Below are 18,034 nucleotides of genomic sequence, written 5' to 3' on the forward strand. Positions count from 1 at the left end.
CGGACTCGCACGCCTGCGACACTCGGAGGACCGGTAATCCGCACGGTCCCCTCCGAGGCCCGACGCATCGCCGTCGACAGCTCGCAAAGGACCCCATGCTCCCTCCAGTCGACCGAACGGTCGTCTCCTCCGACGGCACCACCATCGCCGTCTCCGAGGCAGGGGACGGGCCGGCGGTCGTCGTCGTGGGCGGTGCCTTCGACCACCGGGGGACCCCGTACCTCGACCGCGTGGTCGCCGAGCTCGGCTCGACGCACCGCGTGGTGACCTACGACCGCCGTGGCCGCGGTGCAAGCGGTGACTCGGCGACGTGGGCCATCGAGCGCGAGGTCGACGACCTGCGCGCCGTCGTCGAGAGCATCGGCGCACCGACCACCGCCGTCGGCATCTGCGTCGGCGCCGGTGTCGTCCTGCACGGGCTCGCCACCGGACTGCCCGTCGACGGCGCCGTCCTGTGGGAACCGCCGTACCGCGCCTCGGTCGACCCGCACGCCGACGACGTGGTGTTCGCCGACCTGCTCGACGAACACGTCGGTGCCGGCCGGCGGGCCCAGGCCGTCCGCGGCTTCCTGACCCAGGTGCTCGGGGTCCCGATGGGCCAGGTCACGGCACTGCGGCTCAAGGGGTCGCTCTGGCGCTCCCTGGTCGTCGACGCCCACGTGCTCAGCCGCGAGGTCCGGGTGCTGAACGGCCTCGCCGTGCCCGAGCGGGTCGCTGCCGCCGTGGGTGTGCCGGTGCTCGTCGGTGCCGGTGGCGACGGACTCGAGTGGATGCGTCGTGCGGCCCGCGCCCTCGTCGACGCGGTGCCCGGTTCGGAGTACGCCGAGGTGCCCGGGCAGGGACACGTCCCCGCCCCGGCGGCCCTCGGAGCCCTGATCGACCGCGTCCGGAGCCGGATCGCCTCGCCCAGCAGCTGACTGCGAGAGGATGAGCGGGTGAACGCACCCCGCCTCGGTCTCCTGCTCGACGTCGACGGACCCATCGCCAGCCCGGTCTCCCGCACCATCGCGATCCCGAGCATCGTCGCGGACCTCGTCGCGCTCGCCGCCGAGGGCATCCCGATCGTGTTCAACACCGGGCGCAGCGACGCGTTCATCCGCTCCGAGGTCGTCGGCCCGCTGCTCGCCGGTGGCCTCGCCGAGGGCGGGCGGGTCCATGCGGTCTGCGAGAAGGGCGCCGTGTGGTGCTCGATCGGTCCGCAGTACGACGGCGGCATGGGTGAACTGACGGTCGCCGAGGACCTCGCGCTGCCGCGGGACTACGCCGACGAGATGCGCGAGCTGGTCCGCGACGAGTACGCCGACCTGGTGTTCTTCGACGAGACGAAGCGCGCCATGGTGTCGATCGAGCAGCGCGTCGAGGTGCCGAACGCCACCTACCTGGCCCGCCAACCGGAGTTCGACGCGAAGGCCATGGCCGCGCTCGAGCGTCGCGGGCTCGGTGTCCGCCGACTCGACGACGTCCGACCCGACGCCGACGGTGCCGTGCAGTGGCGCATCGACCCCACGATCATCTCGACCGACGTCGAGTCCGACCGCAGCGGCAAGGACCTCGGGGCCGAGCGCTCGCTCGAGCTCCTCGGGCAGGACGGCGAGCTCCCGGTCACCTGGCGCACCGTGGGGGACTCCCGCAGCGACTACGCCATGGCGGACTGGCTGCACGCCCACGGCCACGAGGTCGCGCACGTCGACGTCCGTCCCGCCGACGGGGTGCCGGCCACGCCGTACCCGGTGCTCACCGCGCCCGACGGCGTGATCCACGACGAGGCCGGCGCCCGGTTCCTGGCGGACTGGCGCGCCGGCCGCTGACGCGACCGCGGCACTGGACGCACCCGTCAGCCGACCGAGCGGTGGCTGCCGGGCCGGTGCCGCGCCTCCTGGCCGTCGCCGGACCGGGCCACCGTCCGGGCGGACGCTTTGCGTGACACAGTGGTACACCAGTACCCTTCCGAGGTCCGCCGCCAGCCGATGACGGGATCCACCCCATGGCAACGAAGCTCCGCATCAAGTCGATCGAGGCCTCCCTGGCCGACTCCGAGGAGCAGGGCAGGTCCCTGAAACGCTCCCTGAAGACGTTCGACATCGCCGCGATGGGGATCGCGGTCGCCGTCGGCGCCGGCATCTTCTCGGTCGGCGCGAACGCCGCCGCGAACTTCGCAGGGCCCGGCGTCATCATCTCCTTCCTGCTCGCCGCCGTCACCTGCGGCCTGGCGATCATGTGCTACGCCGAGTTCGCGTCGACGATCCCCGTCGCCGGCTCCGCGTACACGTTCACGTACGCCACGATGGGTGAGCTGCTCGCCTGGATCGTGGGCTGGGACCTCATCCTCGAGACCCTCACCGCCAGTGCCGTCATCGCGAAGTACTGGGGCATCTACCTCAGCACCGCGTTCGACGTCTTCGGCATCACCCTGCCGAGCACGATCCAGCTCGGCCCGATCCCCTTCACCTGGGGTCCGGTGCTCATCGTCGGGATCTTCACGGTGCTCCTCGCCTTCGGCACCCGCCTGTCGTCGCGGGTGTCGGCGGTCATCACCGTCATCAAGGTCGCGATCGTCGTGTTCGTCATCGTCGCCGGCGCGTTCTTCGTCAAGGCCGCGAACTTCACGCCGTTCATCCCGCCGGCCGAGCCGGCCAAGGGCGCCGAGGGCAGCGTCTGGACCCAGTCGCTCGTGTCCTGGTTCACCGGTGCCGAGCCCGCCCAGTACGGGGTCTTCGGCCTGCTCGCCGCGGCGTCCCTGGTGTTCTTCGCCTTCATCGGCTTCGACGTCGTCGCCACCAGCGCGGAGGAGACCGAGAACCCGCAGAAGACCCTGCCCCGCGGCATCTTCATCGGCCTCGGCATCGTGACCCTGCTCTACGTCGGTGTCAGCATCGTCATCACCGGCATGGTCTCGTACCAGCGCCTGGCAGAGGAGAAGGCGCCGTCCCTGGCGTCGGCGTTCGACATCGTCGGGCTGCCGTGGGCCGCCGGCATCATCGCCATCGGGTCCCTGATCGGTCTGACCACCGTCGTCATGGTGCTGCTGCTCGGCCTGTCCCGCATCGTCTTCTCGATGAGTCGTGACGGCCTGCTGCCCCGCTGGTTCTCGAAGACCAACCCGAAGACGCAGACCCCGGTGCGCGTGCAGGTCGTCGCCGGTGTCGTCGTGGCGCTGCTGGCCGGGTTCACCGCGGTCGACAAGCTCGAGGGCATGATCAACATCGGCACGCTGTCCGCGTTCGTCCTGGTGTCGATCGGCATCGTCGTGCTGCGTCGTTCGCGGCCCGACGCCCCGCGGGCCTTCCGGGTGCCGTGGTCGCCGGTGCTGCCGATCATCTCGGCGGTGCTGTGCTTCTGGCTGATGCTGAACCTCGAGGTCGAGACCTGGCTCCGGTTCGTCGTCTGGCTGGCCATCGGCTTCGTCATCTACTTCGGCTACAGCCGTCGCCACAGCCGCGTCGGCCAGCGCATGCAGTAGGGCGGTTCCGCAAGACACCGGTGTTCGCACGTTGCACACCCGCACAACGCGGTTCGACGTGTGGACACCGGTGTTTTGCTGCCCGCCTGTCCGCCGCGCCGCCGCCGCGCCGCGCCGCCGCCGCGCGGCTCCGCGTCGCTACGCGCCGACGAGCAGGAGCACGCCGAACGCGAGCATCACGACGGCGACCAGGCCGTCGAACACCCGCCAGGTCAGCGGCTTCTCGAACAGCGGCCGCAGCAGGCGTCCGCCGAACCCGAGCGCCCCGAACCACAGGCAGCTCGCCGTGACGGCACCGATCGTCCAGAGCCACCGGTCGTCCGCACCCTGCTGGTTCGCCACCGACCCGAGGAACACCAGCGTGTCCAGGTAGACGTGCGGGTTCGCCCACGTGAAGACGAGCATGGTCAGCACCGCCGTCCGCATGGTCACCACCTGGCCGGGAGGCGCGGTGCGCGTCCGCCCCGCCGCTACCGTCGTGCCGGTGGTCGCGTCGATCCCCGCGTCCGCGTCGGCACCCATCACACCGTCGTCGGTCGCTTCGTCGGCCACCCGCATCGCGTCCCCCGAGGGTCGCAGCGCACGCCGCGCCGCGAGCACCCCGTACGTGAGCAGGAACGCGGCCCCGACGAACCGGACCACCAGGAGCGCCACGGGGAACCGTTCGACCACGGCCCCGACCCCGAGCACCCCGGCGACGATGAGCAGCGCATCCGAAGCGGCGCACACCACGACGGCAGCGGCCACCACCCGGACTCCGGCGCTCACGGCCAGGCGCAACAGGTAGGTGTTCTGCACACCGATCGCGACGATCAGTGCGAGTCCGGTGCCGAGGCCGGAGAGCAGGGGCAGGAGCGCGGTCACGCTCCGACGCTAGAGCCAGGCGCCGGTGCAGTACAGCTCACGTTCCTGCAGCACCGTAAGCTCAGCTGCATGGTCCGGTTCCAGCGCGAGCACCTCGAGACGCTGCTCGCCGCCGTCGACCACGGCACGCTCGACGCGGCGGCCCGCGCGCTGGCGATCACCCCGTCGGCGGTCTCGCAGCGGATCAAGTCCATGGAGCAGCAGGTCGGCCGGGTCCTGCTCCAGCGCACCACCCCGGTGCGCCCGACCGCGGACGGCGCAGTGGTGCTCCGGCACGCACGGCAGGTCCGGCTGCTCGACGAGGAGACCTCCCGAGCGCTCGGCGGTGGATCATCGGTGGTGCCGTCGATCCCGCTGGCCGTGAACGCCGACTCGCTCGGCACCTGGTTCCTCGACGCCCTCGCCCTCGTCCGAGCCGACACCGAGGTGGTCTTCGACCTGCACCGCGAGGACCAGGACCGCACCGCCGAACTGCTCCGCGCCGGCACGGTGATGGGTGCCGTGACGGCCGAGGCGGATCCGGTGCAGGGCTGCTCGTCGGTGCCGCTCGGCATCGACCGGTACCGGGCGGTGGCGTCCCCGGCGTTCGTCGCCCGTTACCTCGGCGACACCGGCACCGAGCGGCGGATGCTCCGGCGGCTCGACGAGGTCCCGCTCGTCGACTACGACCGCGACGACGACCTGCAGCAGGGGTACCTGCGGCAGGTCCTCGGACACGCTCCCGGAGGCCCGCGCCACTTCGTCCCGACCTCTGCCGACTTCGCCCGTGCGGTCACGCTCGGGTTCGGGTGGGGGCTGCTGCCCGAGGCGCAGTGCCTCGAGGCGATCGACCGCGGTGTCCTGGTCGAGCTGGCCCCGGGCCGGCACGCGGACGTGGCGCTGTGGTGGCAGCGCTGGAACCTGGCGTCACCGCTCCTCGAACGGGTCACCGACGCCGTCCGTGCGACCGCCTCGTCGCGCCTGCACCCCGCGCGTCAGGTCTGACAGCGCGGACACCAGTACGTGTCGCGCAGGGTGAGTTCCGAGTCGCCGAGTTCGCCGTGCCGGATCGGGGTCCCGCACCGCAGACACGGTTTGCCGGCACGGCCGTAGACCCAGAACCGTCGTCCCGGACGGTCGACACCGGTGGTGACGCGGGCACTGCGGTCGCGGTTCGCCAGGATCAGTCGGCTGGCGAGCGTGATCGTCCGCGCCGGGTCCGGCACCTGCCCGACCGGACGCGTCGGCAGCACACCGCGCAGGAAGCAGAGTTCGTTCCGGTACACGTTGCCGAGCCCGGCGAGCACCCGCTGGTCGAGCAGCGCCAGCCCGACCGGGCGCTCGGGGTCCTCGGTCAGGTTGGCGAGCGCCAGGTCGGCGTCCCAGTCGGGGCCGAGCAGGTCGGGCCCCAGGTGTCCGACGACCTCGGACTCCTGGTCGCGGGGGACGACCTCGAGCACCCCGAGCGCGAAGCCGACGGTGGAGACCCCCTCGGCGTCCAGGATCGCCCGGGCCTGGTGGGCCGGCCGTCGCCAGCGGTCACCGGGCGCGTAGACGTCCCACCGACCCTCCATCTTCAGGTGCGAGTGCACGGTCAGGTCGCCGATCCGGTGCAGCAGGTGCTTGCCGCGGGGGACGACCTCGTCGACGGTGCGGCCGACCAGGTCGAGCGTCGCGAACGCGGGGACCCGGAAGTCGCTCTTCGTCAGGACCTTGCCCGCCAGCGCCGTGTGCAGGCGGCGAGCCGCCCGGTAGACGGTGTCGCCTTCAGGCACGGGTCACCTCCGACGGGCGCCCGCAACTCGTCCGGACGGCACGGGGCACTTCCGGCACGTGGTCGCTGCGCTGCCGGGAGGCGCGGCTCGCCTCACACACGGAGCCGCAGCCCCTGCGGGGTCGCCGTGAACCCCGCGGCCCGGAGTGCGCCGCCGAGCGGCGTCTCGAGCACGAAGTCCCCGTCGACCCGTTCGACCGAGAGCTTGCGCAGCCCGGTCCGGACGATGCCGGCGATGGAGGCGGCCGCGGCAGCGAGGTCGGCGGCGTCGTCGGTGAAGGTCAGCACCGACTTGCCACCGCGCTCGACGTACACGGTGAGCTTGCCGTCGACGGTCGTCACGAGGGCGCCCGCCTTCCGCCCCGGCCGGTGGCCCCGAGTGGTCTTCGCGCCGCTCGCCGCACCGCTGCCGAGGGTGCTCTCGGCCCCGGCGGCATCGTCAGCCCCGACGCCTGGATCGGCGTCGCCCGTCGGCCACGGCAACGAGGCCCCGAACGGGTTCGCCGGGTCCGTCGCGGCGAGCGTGAGCGCCTCGCGCTTCCGGTCCGGATCGTCGCGCTCGTCGTCGCCGAGTTCGCGGGCGTAGGTGCGCAGCCGGTCGACGGTCGGGCCGGTGGCGAACTGAGCGGCACCGAGCCCCTCGACGAAGTACCCGCGACGAGCCCGGCCGGACTCCTCGAAGCGCGAGAGCACCCGGTACACCCCGGCGAAACCACCCCGGACGCCCTCGACCTGCACGGCACCGCGGGTGACGACGCCGTAGCGTTCGAGCAGCTGTTCGGCGGTCGCGGCCGCCCGCACGGTCGAGTCGGACTCGGCCAGCGGCAGCAAGGACCACCGGCCCCCGACCGACGGCGGCCCGGACTGTGTCGGCATCGTCGGACGCCGACGGCCGCGGTAGGCCCGAGCACGCGGAGCACTCGAGCTCTTCGCCTTGCCGCCGAGCATCGAGCGCAGCGGGGCGAACGTGTCGTTCGTGATCTGCCCCGCCCAGACCAGGTCCCACAGCGCGGTGGTGAGCGCCTGGTCGTCACTGCTGCCCACGGCCTGGCCCAACTGCCGGAAGAAGTACGCGCCACCGCCCGCCAAGGCCCCGAGCACGTCCCGCTGCAGCTCGGTCGTCTCGTCGCCGGAGGGCTCGGCGAGCGTCGTCGCCGCGGTGTCGGCCAGGTGCAGGCGAACCCAGCCGTCATTGCCCGGCAGGGTGCCACCGCCGGACCACAGGACCTCGCCGGTGGCGGTGAGTTCGTCGAGCATGCTCGTCGAGTAGTCGGTCACGCGCGACGGCAGCACCAGGGTCTCCCAGGCGCTGGCGGGCAGGGCGACCCCGGCGAGCTGGTCGATCACCTGCAGGACGCCGTCGACGCCGCGGAGCCCACCGCCGGTCCCGGGGGTCTGCACGTGCTGCCACGCGGGCAGGAACCGGGCGAGGGTGTCCGGCGAGACCGGTTCGACCTCGTGCCGCAGCGCTGCGAGGGACTTCGTGCGGATCCGGCGCAGGACCTCGGCGTCGCACCACTCGGCACCCTGGCGGTCGGGGCGGAACTCGCCCTCCACCACCCGGCGGTCGGCGACGAGTCGGCGCAGGGTGTCCTGCACGACGGCGATGCCCAGACCGAGTCGCCCGGCGGCTTCGTGCGCGGAGAACGGCCCGTGCGATCGGGCGTAGCGTCCGATCAGGTCACCGAGGGGGTCGGCCACGGGCTCGACGAACGCCGTGGGCACACCGATGGGCAGCGGGACCCCGAGGGCGTCCCGCAGACGGGCGGCGTCCTCGATCACGGCCCAGCGCGTCGCCCCGGCGTGCGAGAACGAGAGCACCCGGCGGTCACGCTCGAGGACCTGCAGCGTGCTGCGCAGTTCGGCGGTGGCCGCTGGACGGTCGGCGGTGTCGGCGAGCCAGCTCCGGTCGACCGCTTCGTCGAGGTCGAGCGCGCCGACGAGCCGCAGCACGTCCACGAGCCCCTCGGCGTCACGGGCACGGCGGTCCGGCGAGAGCCGCTGCAGGTCGCGCTCCACCGAGGCGATGACCGCCGGGTCGAGCAGCTCGCGCAGCTCCGCACGTCCGAGCAGCTCGCCGAGCAGCGTCGAGTCGAGCGACAGGGCCGCTGCCCGGCGTTCGGCGAGCGGGGTGTCGCCCTCGTACATGAAGGCCGCGACGTACCCGAACAGGATCGAGCGGGCGAACGGCGACGGCTGCTCGGTCTCCGTCTCGACCAGGCGGATCCGGCGTCCGGCGATGTCGTCGGCGATCCCGAGCAGCGCGGGCACGTCGTAGACGTCCTGCAGCACCTCGCGCACGGTCTCGAGCACGATCGGGAACGTCGGGTACTTCTGCGCGACCTCGAGCAGCTGCGAGGCCCGCTGCCGCTGCTGCCAGAGCGGCGACCGCTGCCCGGGGTTCCGTCGGGGCAGCAGCAGGGCGCGCGCCGCGCACTCGCGGAACCGCGCGGCGAACAGTGCCGAGCCGCCGACCTCGTCCGTGACCAGGGCTTCGAGGTCGTCGCGCTCGAACACGAACAGGTCGGCACCCGGCGGCTCGGCATCGGTCTCCGGGATGCGGACGACGATGCCGTCGTCGGCCGCCATCGCGTCACCGTCGATGCCGTGCCGTTCGCGCAGCCGTGCGGCGACGGCCAGTGCCCACGGCGCGTGCACCTGCATGCCGTAGGGCGAGTGCAGGATGAGCCGCCAGTCCCCGAGCTCGTCACGGAACCGCTCGATGACGAGCGTGGTGTCGTTCGGCACGTGACCGGTGGCCGCGCGCTGGTCGCGCAGGAAGGTCAGCAGGTTGGTGACGGCGCGCTCGTCCAGTCCACCGGCGGCGACGCGGGCGCGGGCGTCCTCGTCCGAGGCGCCCTCGACCTCGCGCACGAACGCACCGGTCGCCCGGCCGAGCTCGGCGGGCCGGCCGATGCCGTCGCCCTTCCAGAACGGCACACGTCCGGGCTGCCCGAACGCCGGGCTCACGACGACGCGGTCGTGGGTGATCTCCTCGATCCGCCAGCTCGTCGCACCGAGGGCGAAGACGTCGCCCACGCGCGACTCGTAGACCATCTCCTCGTCGAGCTCGCCGACGCGGGACGCCTTCTCGCCGACCATGAAGACGCCGAACATGCCGCGGTCGGGGATCGTCCCGCCGCTCGTCACCGCGAGTCGCTGCGCACCGGGGCGCCCGGTCAGGGTGCCGTGCACGCGGTCCCAGACCAGCCGTGGCCGGAGTTCGGCGAACTCGTCGCTCGGGTACCGGCCCGTGACCAGGTCGAGCGTCGCCTCGAACGCCGATCGGGGCAGACCGCTGAACGGGGCGCTCCGCCGCACGAGCTCGAACCAGTGCTCGACGTCGAGGGTGTCGATCGCCCCGGCGGCCACGGTGTGCTGCGCCAGGACGTCGAGCGGGTTCGCCGGCACCGAGATCGACTCGATCTGACCCGTGACCATCCGCTCGACCGTGACCGCGCTGTTGACCAGGTCGGCCCGGTGCTTCGGGAACAGCACGCCGCGGGAGATCTCACCCACCTGGTGGCCGGCGCGACCGACGCGCTGCAGGCCGCTCGCGACCGACGGCGGCGCCTCGACCTGGACGACCAGGTCGACCTCGCCCATGTCGATGCCGAGCTCGAGTGAACTCGTCGCGACGACGCACCGCAGCCGACCGGACTTCAGGTCGTCCTCGATGATCGCGCGCTGGTCCTTCGACACCGAGCCGTGGTGTGCGCGGGCGAGCACCGGGACCGAGGCGTCCGAGCCCCCGCCACCCGTCTGCCCGGACCCGCCGATCAGCTGCGCCGGCGGTCGCTTGGCCCCCTGGGGTGCGACGGCGTGCGCCGAGGTGCGGGCCGGTGACTGCGGTCGGCCCCGCGCCGCGGGGAGCCCGTCGTCGTCCGGGGACGCCCCAGCCGGCACCAGCACGCCGTCACCGGCGGCGGCGAGCACGCGTTCCTCGTGGATCTCGTTGAGCCGCGCCGTGAGCCGTTCGGCCAGCCGCCGCGAGTTCGCGAACACGATGGTCGAGCGGTGTTCCTCGATCAGGTCGACGACACGTTCTTCGACGTGCGGCCAGATCGACCCGTTCGTCGGCGACTCGGACGCGTCCGCGCCGACCGGCGGCGCCCCGAGCTCGGTCATGTCGTCGACGGGCACGACGACCCGCAGGTCGAAGGTCTTCTGCGCGGGCGGCGCGATGATCGTCACCGGTGCACGGCCGCCGAGGAACCGCGCGACCTCTTCCGGCGGGCGGACGGTCGCCGACAGCCCGATACGCTGCACGGGCTTGTCGAGCAGGTCGTCGAGGCGCTCGAGCGACACGGCCAGGTGCGCGCCGCGCTTGGTCGAGGCGACCGCGTGGACCTCGTCCACGATGACCGTGTCGACGTTGACCAGGGTCTCGCGCGCCTGAGAGGTGAGCATCAGGTAGAGCGACTCGGGCGTGGTGATGAGGATGTCCGGCGGCTGGCGCAGGAGCTTCTGGCGGTCGGACGACGGGGTGTCGCCGCTGCGGACCCCGACCGTGACGTCCGGCGGTTCGGTGCCGAGGCGCCGAGCGGTCTGGGTGATGCCGACGAGCGGGCTCCGCAGGTTGCGCTCGACGTCGACGCCGAGGGCCTTGAGCGGCGAGACGTAGAGCACCCGCGTGCGCTGCTTCGCCGGCGGACGGTCCGTCGCGCTGATGAGTCGGTCGATCGACCACAGGAACGACGCCAGGGTCTTGCCGGAGCCGGTCGGGGCGATCACGAGTGCGTGCTGCCCGGTCGAGATGGCGTCCCACGCCCCGGCCTGCGCCGGCGTCGGTGCGTCGAAGGCGCCGCGGAACCACTCGGTGGTCGCGGGGGAGAAGCGCTCGAAGACGTCCGTCATGGTCCGTCCCATCCTGCCCCCCACCACCGACAGCAGGCCGGGCGCGCGTACCCCTTGACGGAACGATAGTTAACGACCTATCGTGAACACATCGCGATACGACGAAGACGATCAGGTCAGACCGATCGCGAGCCGACTCAGCACGATGAAAGGACTCCTCATGCGCCCCTCGTATGACGACGACAGCAACACGTCCCCCCGCGACCAGCGCGGGTTCGGCCCGCGCGGCCCCCGCTTCGGCGGCGCGCGGCAGCACCACGGCGCCGGCTTCCCCGGCCGTGACCGCGGTGACCACGACCACGGCGGCCGCGGCTTCGGTGGCCGCGGGTTCGGCCCCGGCTTCGGTCCGGGCATGGGCTTCGGCCCCGGTTTCGGCGGGCCCGGTTTCGGCCGCGAACGCCGTCGCCGCGGTGACGTCCGCCTCGCGATCCTCGGTCTGCTGGCCGAGGGCCCGCAGAACGGGTACGCCGTGATCAAGACCATCGCCGAGCGCACCGGCGGCGCCTGGAAGCCGAGCCCCGGCTCGGTCTACCCGACGCTCCAGCAGCTCGTCGACGAAGACCTCGTGGTCTCGTCGGGCGACGGCCGCAAGACGCTCTTCGAGCTCACCGACGCCGGCAAGGCCGAGACCGAGGCCAAGGCCGACGAGATCGCTGCGGCACTCGACGGGGCCCCGGGTATCCCGGACGCCCAGCGCGAGTTCTTCGAGGCGCTCCGGAAGACCATGGGCGTCCTGCAGATGTACCGCAGCACCGCGACCGAGGAACAGGCCAAGGCCGCCACGGCCAAGGTGGACCAGCTCCGCAAGGACCTGCTCCAGATCCTCGCCGACTGACGGACGTCACCGCGTAACGGACAGGAGGCCCGGTGCCAGCTGGCACCGGGCCTCCGGTCCGTCGTCGTGCGCCTACCCGGCGTCGACGAAGGCCGCCACGTCGGCCAGTTCCGCCGTCGACACGGCGTGCGGCAGGCCCGCGTAGGTGCGGTCGGTCACGTCGGTGTGGGCTGCGGCCCACGCCTGCGTCCGGGCGGTGGCCTCGGGCGGGATCACCGGGTCGATGTCGCCGTGCCCGAGGAACACCCGCGGCCGCACGGCCGACACGGCCTCGTCCCGCGAGTCCGAGACGCCCGGCACGACGAACCCCGACAGCGACACCGCGAACGCGAACGCCGCGGGCCGGGCGCGCAGGAGCTGGAGCGCCATCGAGCCGCCCTGCGAGAACCCGAGCAGGCCGATCCGCGGGTGGTCGGCGGCGACGGAGTCGATCCAGTCGAGCACCTCGGCGGCGACGGCGTCGACCGCCTCCGGCGCTAGGGAGCCGGGCGTGCCGAGTGGGTACCAGCTGAAGCCGGGCCCCCACGCCGTCGGCGCCCGGAGCGACGCGACGGTCCACGCAGGCGGCAGCGCGGGGGCGAGCCCGAGCAGGTCGTGCTCGTTCGACCCCACCCCGTGCATCGCCACGAGCAGGGGTGTCCCCCGCCGGTCCGGGGCACTCCGTGTCCACTGCACCAGGTCCGCATCGATCATGTGGACAACGGTAACCATCCCCAACCCCCGCGCCTTCCGCCGAACTCGCCGCCGTGCCTGGTAGACACGGTGCATGTCCTCGCTGCGCACCCCCGATCCCGACTCCGGCTGGCTGTCCGACGAGGAGCTCGCGAACGTCCGCCGTCGTCTGCCGATCTGCTACGTCGAGGCGGTCCCCGTCCGCACCGACGGCCTCGGCGTCGTGACCGAGGTCGGCGTGCTGCTGCGTGTCTCCCCGAGCGGTTCGATCGCCCGCACCCTGGTGTCCGGTCGCGTGATGTTCGGCGAGTCGATCCGCACCGCACTGTTCCGCCACCTGGAGAAGGACCTCGGGCCGATGGCGTTCCCGCAGCTGCCCTCGAGCCCCACGCCGTTCACCGTGGCCGAGTACTTCCCGCTGCCCGGCGCCTCGGTGTACACCGACGAGCGGCAGCACGCGATCTCGCTGGCGTACGTCGTTCCCGTCACGGGGACGTGCGAACCCCGGCAGGACGCCCTCGAGCTCACGTGGATGAGCCCGATGGAAGCCGCGTCCGACGCCGTCGCCGACGAGATGGAAGGCGGCCGCGGCGCACTGCTCCGTGCCGGCCTGGCATCGGTCGGCGCCCTGCACTAACCCGACCGGGGTGTCCACGCCGTGCGCACGACGAAGCCCCCGGATCCGATCGGATCCGGGGGCTTCGCAGCGCGGTCGCGAACCGGCTTAGTGCTTGTCGTCCTTGAAGCTGTCGGCGACGCCGTGCGCGGCGTCCTTGACGTCGGTGACGCCCTGCTTCGCCGAGGCCTTGCCCTGGTCGGTCTGGCCTTCGGCCTTCAGCCGGTCGTTACCGGTCGCATTGCCGGTGGCTTCCTTGACCTTGCCTGACGCCTTCTCAGCGGCGTTCTTGATGTCATCGATGCCAGCCATAGGCACTCCTTCCAGAAGCGGACGTGTTCCCCGTCAGCCGCTTGCGCGGCATCCGGTGAGTGAGACCGTACGCCCGTCGGAGTCCCTCACCCCCAGCCCCCGCCAAGGTTCGCCCGAGCCCCGACGCGGAACACCGGTGTTCACGGAACACACCCCGGGATGCGGGGGTTCGAAACGTGAACACCGGTGTCTTGCGGACTCAGACCGCGCAGGTCAGTGGCGGTCGGCAGCGCCGGCCGGACGGGAGGCGCGGCGCGAGCCACCACGACGGTTGCCGCCCGACTCGTTGCCGGACCGACCCGCGGCGTAGCCGCCCTCGGACGACCACACGGCCGACGAGCCGCCGCGCACGACGTCGCTGCTGCCCGAGCGACGGTTGCCGCCGCTGCGGCGACCACCGGTCGAACCGGCGGCCGCGGCACCGGAGCGCCCGGCACCCTCGGTCCGCGCGCCACGGGCCGGACGGCCCTGACGGCCCCCGGCCGAACCGGCGGACTCGCCAGCCGAGCCGGAGCGCGCGGGCTGCGCCGCGCCTCCAGACCGACCGCCGCGACCACGGCGACGACCGCCGCCGTCACCGGCGGACTCGGCCGAGCGCTGCTTGGGCTGACGCTGCTGGGTGGGCTGCTCCTCGGCGACGTGGCGGATCGGAGCGACCTCGCCGACGAGCGCGGTGACGGCCGGGGAGGTCGCCGTGACGTGCTGCGGGGTGACCTTGATCGCGGCAGCACGCATCATCTGCGCGACGTCGCGACGCTCGGCGGGCATCGTCACCGTGACGACGTCACCGGACGAACCGGCACGCGCCGTGCGGCCCGAGCGGTGCAGGTACGCCTTGTGCTCGGTGGGCGGGTCGACGTGCACGACGAGCTCGACGTTGTCGACGTGCACACCGCGGGCGGCGACGTCGGTGGCGACGAGCACCAGGGCCTCGCCGGAGGAGAACTTCGCGAGGTTGCGCTCACGGGCACCCTGCGACAGGTTGCCCTGCAGGTCGACGGCCGGGATCCCCTGGCTGCTGAGCTGCTTGGCCAGGCGCTTGGCGTGGTGCTTCGTGCGCATGAAGAGGATGCGGCGACCGTTGCCCGAGGCGAGGGCGCTCACGAGGTGCTTCTTCGCGTCGGCGTCGGCGACCTCGAACAGGTGGTGGGTCATCGCCTCGACGGGGCTGTTCGCCTCGTCGACGGAGTGCATCACCGGGTTGTGCAGGAACTTCTTGACGAGCTTGTCCACGCCGTTGTCGAGCGTGGCGGAGAACAGCAGTCGCTGCCCGTTCTCGGGCGTCGCCTGCATGATCTTGGTCACGCCGGGCAGGAAGCCCATGTCGGCCATGTGGTCGGCCTCGTCGAGGACGGTGACCTCGATGTCGCCCAGGTTCACGTGGCCCTGCTGCATGAGGTCGGCGAGGCGACCCGGGCAGGCGACCACGACGTCGACGCCGCCGCGCAGGGCGTCGACCTGGCGACCCTGACCGACGCCACCGAAGATGGTCGTGGTGTTGAGGCCCATGGCCTTGGCGAGCGGGGCGAGGGCGACGTCGATCTGCGTCGCGAGCTCACGGGTCGGCGCGAGCACCAGGGCGCGGGGGCGGCCGGCGCGGCGCTTGCGGCCGCTGGCGGCGAGGCGGGCGACGAGCGGGATCGCGAAGGCGATGGTCTTGCCGGAGCCGGTGCGGCCGCGGCCGAGGACGTCCTTGCCCTGCAGGGAGTCCGGGAGGGTGTCCGCCTGGATGGGGAACGCCATGTCCTTGCCCTGGTCGGCGAGGACGGAGACCATCGGCGTGGGGACGCCGAGGTCGGAGAAACGGATGTCTTCGGTGGTCATGGTGACCTTTCGAGCCGGAGCAGTCCGGCTGTGGGCGCGCTCTGAGGCAGCGCGCGGGCGGGATGCGCGCCAACGGATGTGGCTGGCGCAGTCGCCGCAGCAGAGAAGCCTGGGCACCTTCGTGAGGTGCTCGATCATCGACCGGAGTCTGGAGACAGCTGGTCGGGAGTTCGGGGCGTCCGTACGACGCACGAGGCGATCGGCGCCTCGAGTACGACCAGCATAGCGTGCACATCCCCGGAACGGCGAGGGCGGGGTCGTTCGCCCGTGGCGTGCGAGGATTCCGGGGTGCGCACGCGATCCGTCCTGTTGACCACCGCGATGGCCCTGGTGGCCGTCCTCGGCACCGCCGGCTGCGCCGAGGCCGCCACGACCAGCGCAGCCGGGAGCTACCGCAACCTGCCGACCTCGGGTCGCGTGGACTACCAGCTCGGCGGCGGGTACACCCCGCCCTCCGGCGTGACGATCGTCGAGCGCGACAGCACCGACCGCCCGGCGAAGGGCAAGTACAACATCTGCTACGTCAACGGGTTCCAGACGCAGCCCGAGGCCGCCAGCACGTGGAAGAAGTCGTACCCGTCGGCGATCCTCCGCGATCGTGCGGGCAAACCGGTGTCGGACCCGGGGTGGCCGGACGAGATGCTCCTCGACACCCGGACCGCGGCCAAGCGTGCCCTGATCACGAAGGTGCTCGCGAAGACCGTCGCCCGCTGCGGTGACCGCGGGTTCGACGCGGTGGAGTTCGACAACCTCGACTCGTGGACCCGGAGCGGCAAGCGGCTCACCCGCGCCGGCAACCTGGCGCTCGCGAAGTCGCTCGTCGCCGAGGGGCACCGGCACGGCCTGGCCGTCGGGCAGAAGAACACCCCGCAGCTCGGGGCGTCCGGTAGGAAGCAGACCGGGTTCGACTTCGTCCTCGCCGAGGAGTGCGTGCAGTACCGGGAGTGCGCCGCGTACACGAAGGCCTACGGCGGACGGGTCATCGACGTCGAGTACTCGGACACCCTCGAGGGCTCGTGGGCGTCGGTCTGCGGGCTGGGGAGCCGTCCGGCCATGACGATCCTGCGTGACCGTGACCTGGTGACCCCGGAGGACGACACGTACGTGTACGAGCACTGCTGAGCGCTCGGAACGGTTCTTCCCAGAACGCCTGCGATGCCTGGTCGAATCGGGCGTACCGGGTCAGAACTTCCGACCGGGTACGCCCGGAACGACCAGGTACGCCCGGAAGCGCCAGCCAGCCAGCCGCGCCCGCCAGCGCTACGCCGGCCAGGCCTCCCGCAACGCGGTCGCCGCCTGGTCGGCCGACAGCCCCGCCGAGCGGGCCGCAGCGGCCAGGGCGCGAGCGGCCTCGGCCACGGCGTCCGGTACCTCCGCCGGTCGCACCACACGGGTGCCGGCGCCCCGTGCGGTGTGCACGAGCCCGGCCTCCTCGAGCAGCTGGTAGGCCTTCGCGACGGTGCCGGCGGCGAGCCCGAGCTCGTCCGCCAGCCCTCGGACGCTCGGCAGCCGTTCGCCGTCCACCAGGTACCCGGCGGTGATCTGCGCGGCGATCTGCGATCGGACCTGCTCGAACGGCGGCACGCGGCCACCGACGTCGAGGGCGACGAGTCCTGTCATGCGTTCCACCCTAGAAGTCGTACTGCTCGCCGACGGGGATCGGGACCGGCACGGTGTTGCCCGGAGGCGCGAGCGGGCACGCCCACGCCGGGTCGTACGCGCACGACGGGTTGTAGGCGAAGTTGAAGTCGAGCACGAGCGACCCGAGGTCGTCGCCGCCCAGGTCCGAGCCCTTGATGGTGTCGAGCAGGTAGCGTCCGCCGCCGTAGGTGCCGCGGGCCTTGCCGGCGCTGGCGTCCTTGACCGGGACGAACACCCCGCCCGCGTAGCCGCCGTGCTTCCAGACGTCGAGCGTGCCGACCCCGGGGACCCGCACGAGGCCGAGCCGGTCGAAGTGGACGATGCCGTCGGTGCCGGTCTCGAAGTCGAACTCGGCGGGCTCCGTGGCCTCGATGCGCACCTGGAACCGCCACGCGGGGTCGTAGTCCGGCACCGGCAGGGACTCGAAGTCGCGGGCGTCCTCGTCGAGCAGCGGCGATGCCGGGTGCTCCGCGAACATCGCGTCCCGGGTCTCGCGCCAGAGCGCGTGCGCCGTCTGGGGGTCCGGGGTGGCGCGGACGCGGCGGTACAGGTCGAACGTCATCCGCCGCCAATCCGTCGTCGCCAGCGTGCTGCGCACGCGGTCGTCGGTCGTCGGCTCCTGGGGGCGCGTCTGGCTCACGTGGTCGAGGCTACGCCCGCTCCGCGGTGGACGGGAGGCCCGACCCGCGTCACGTCACTCGCCGTCGGTCCGCCAGGTGGGCGCGAGGGCGCGCATCCGGAACGCCCGCCACTGCCAGATGACCCACATGCCGGGCCACAGGGCGAGCCCGAGGACGGCCGGTCGCATCCGGTAGGTCAGGCGGTCGAGCAGCAGGGTGCGGCCTCCCGGTGCGGGGACGACGGCCATCCGGTGTGACATCGTCATCCGCCCGAACAACCCGGACGTGCCGCCGCCGTTGTCGCGCTGCACGGGGACCCCCTGTACCTCGTACAGGTCGAGGTCGACGTGCGTGTCGCCGCTCGGCACCAGCCCGAAGGCGTCCGCGGTGATCGGGTGCGGGTGCCCGGGCTCCCAGCGCTCGGGGAACCCCCGGGGGTCGCGCGAGCGGTACGCCAGGAACGGCTTCGTCACCGCCACCATCACGGACGGGGACAGCAGGGCATCGCGCACGGCGTCGACCGGTGCATCGAGGACGATCCGGAGGCCGACGTGCATGGCGGTGACGCTACGCCCGCGGG

The 18,034-nt window shown here is 72.5% G+C and carries 16 protein-coding genes; 7 read left to right on the forward strand and 9 right to left on the reverse strand.

All coding sequences use genetic code 11. The annotated features are described in order from the left end of the window. Positions 1 to 95: 95 nt before the first annotated feature. The 3 genes from DEJ35_RS00630 (at position 96) to DEJ35_RS00640 (ending at position 3,460) form a co-directional block, all read left to right on the forward strand. Positions 96 to 917 carry an alpha/beta fold hydrolase gene (locus tag DEJ35_RS00630; protein ID WP_110859457.1) on the forward strand — a complete coding sequence of 274 codons (822 nt, stop codon included), beginning with the start codon at positions 96 to 98 and terminating at the stop codon, positions 915 to 917. Positions 918 to 935: 18 nt separating this feature from the next. Further along, entirely contained in the window at positions 936 to 1,808 is an 873-nt protein-coding gene (locus tag DEJ35_RS00635) for a hypothetical protein (protein ID WP_110859458.1), read from the forward strand. Positions 1,809 to 1,984: 176 nt separating this feature from the next. Beyond that, positions 1,985 to 3,460 (forward strand): APC family permease, encoded by a 1,476-nt coding sequence (locus DEJ35_RS00640; RefSeq protein ID WP_110859459.1) that lies wholly within the window; start codon positions 1,985 to 1,987, stop codon positions 3,458 to 3,460. Between the two features lie 138 nt (positions 3,461 to 3,598). Here DEJ35_RS00640 and DEJ35_RS00645 read toward each other — a convergent pair whose 3' ends face one another. Next, entirely contained in the window at positions 3,599 to 4,324 is a 726-nt protein-coding gene (locus DEJ35_RS00645) for a LysE/ArgO family amino acid transporter (protein ID WP_111191870.1), read from the reverse strand. A gap of 69 nt (positions 4,325 to 4,393) precedes the next feature. Between DEJ35_RS00645 and DEJ35_RS00650 the strand changes: the two genes are divergently transcribed. After that, entirely contained in the window at positions 4,394 to 5,308 is a 915-nt protein-coding gene (locus DEJ35_RS00650; protein WP_111191871.1) for a LysR family transcriptional regulator ArgP, read from the forward strand. On the opposite strand, the gene DEJ35_RS00655 is transcribed toward DEJ35_RS00650, so the two are convergent. Together DEJ35_RS00655 and DEJ35_RS00660 are read right to left on the reverse strand one after the other, a co-directional pair. After that, on the reverse strand, positions 5,299 to 6,078 hold the full coding sequence (locus tag DEJ35_RS00655; RefSeq protein ID WP_110859462.1) for an Fpg/Nei family DNA glycosylase: 780 nt from the start codon (positions 6,076 to 6,078) through the stop codon (positions 5,299 to 5,301). The genes DEJ35_RS00650 and DEJ35_RS00655 overlap by 10 nt on opposite strands. A gap of 92 nt (positions 6,079 to 6,170) precedes the next feature. Next, positions 6,171 to 10,934, reverse strand: a complete 4,764-nt coding sequence (locus DEJ35_RS00660; RefSeq protein ID WP_111191872.1) for a DEAD/DEAH box helicase — start codon at positions 10,932 to 10,934, stop codon at positions 6,171 to 6,173. A 160-nt stretch (positions 10,935 to 11,094) separates the two neighbouring features. Between DEJ35_RS00660 and DEJ35_RS00665 the strand changes: the two genes are divergently transcribed. After that, positions 11,095 to 11,769, forward strand: coding sequence for a PadR family transcriptional regulator (locus DEJ35_RS00665; RefSeq protein WP_027466765.1), 675 nt, complete (start codon positions 11,095 to 11,097; stop codon positions 11,767 to 11,769). A 72-nt stretch (positions 11,770 to 11,841) separates the two neighbouring features. Here DEJ35_RS00665 and DEJ35_RS00670 read toward each other — a convergent pair whose 3' ends face one another. After that, the gene (locus tag DEJ35_RS00670) at positions 11,842 to 12,462 is read right to left on the reverse strand and encodes an alpha/beta hydrolase (protein ID WP_110859465.1); all 621 of its coding nucleotides are present in this window, start codon (positions 12,460 to 12,462) and stop codon (positions 11,842 to 11,844) included. 73 nt (positions 12,463 to 12,535) lie between these two features. Here DEJ35_RS00670 and DEJ35_RS00675 point away from each other — a divergent pair, with 73 nt between their 5' ends. After that, a complete protein-coding gene (locus DEJ35_RS00675) occupies positions 12,536 to 13,078 on the forward strand; it encodes an NUDIX hydrolase family protein (protein WP_110859466.1) in 543 nt (180 codons plus the stop codon). An 87-nt stretch (positions 13,079 to 13,165) separates the two neighbouring features. Here DEJ35_RS00675 and DEJ35_RS00680 read toward each other — a convergent pair whose 3' ends face one another. Both DEJ35_RS00680 and DEJ35_RS00685 read right to left on the reverse strand, forming a co-directional pair. Further along, positions 13,166 to 13,369 carry a CsbD family protein gene (locus DEJ35_RS00680; protein ID WP_110859467.1) on the reverse strand — a complete coding sequence of 68 codons (204 nt, stop codon included), beginning with the start codon at positions 13,367 to 13,369 and terminating at the stop codon, positions 13,166 to 13,168. Between the two features lie 213 nt (positions 13,370 to 13,582). After that, positions 13,583 to 15,193 carry a DEAD/DEAH box helicase gene (locus tag DEJ35_RS00685; protein ID WP_110859468.1) on the reverse strand — a complete coding sequence of 537 codons (1,611 nt, stop codon included), beginning with the start codon at positions 15,191 to 15,193 and terminating at the stop codon, positions 13,583 to 13,585. Positions 15,194 to 15,481: 288 nt separating this feature from the next. Here DEJ35_RS00685 and DEJ35_RS00690 point away from each other — a divergent pair, with 288 nt between their 5' ends. Further along, positions 15,482 to 16,315, forward strand: a complete 834-nt coding sequence (locus DEJ35_RS00690; protein ID WP_111191873.1) for an endo alpha-1,4 polygalactosaminidase — start codon at positions 15,482 to 15,484, stop codon at positions 16,313 to 16,315. 138 nt (positions 16,316 to 16,453) lie between these two features. Here the strand turns inward: DEJ35_RS00690 and DEJ35_RS00695 are convergent, their stop codons facing one another. The 3 genes from DEJ35_RS00695 to DEJ35_RS00705 all read right to left on the reverse strand — a co-directional run bounded on the left by DEJ35_RS00695 (position 16,454) and on the right by DEJ35_RS00705 (position 18,011). Continuing rightward, the gene (locus DEJ35_RS00695; RefSeq protein WP_111191901.1) at positions 16,454 to 16,813 is read right to left on the reverse strand and encodes a GntR family transcriptional regulator; all 360 of its coding nucleotides are present in this window, start codon (positions 16,811 to 16,813) and stop codon (positions 16,454 to 16,456) included. Positions 16,814 to 16,823: 10 nt separating this feature from the next. After that, on the reverse strand, positions 16,824 to 17,396 hold the full coding sequence (locus DEJ35_RS00700) for a DUF1684 domain-containing protein (protein ID WP_111191902.1): 573 nt from the start codon (positions 17,394 to 17,396) through the stop codon (positions 16,824 to 16,826). A 132-nt stretch (positions 17,397 to 17,528) separates the two neighbouring features. Then, complete coding sequence (locus DEJ35_RS00705; protein ID WP_110859471.1) at positions 17,529 to 18,011, reverse strand: hypothetical protein; 483 nt, start codon at positions 18,009 to 18,011, stop codon at positions 17,529 to 17,531. Between the last annotated feature and the right edge of the window lie 23 nt (positions 18,012 to 18,034).

Origin of the sequence: Curtobacterium sp. MCPF17_051, assembly GCF_003234595.1 — a bacterium.
GTDB classification, from domain to species: domain Bacteria; phylum Actinomycetota; class Actinomycetes; order Actinomycetales; family Microbacteriaceae; genus Curtobacterium; species Curtobacterium flaccumfaciens.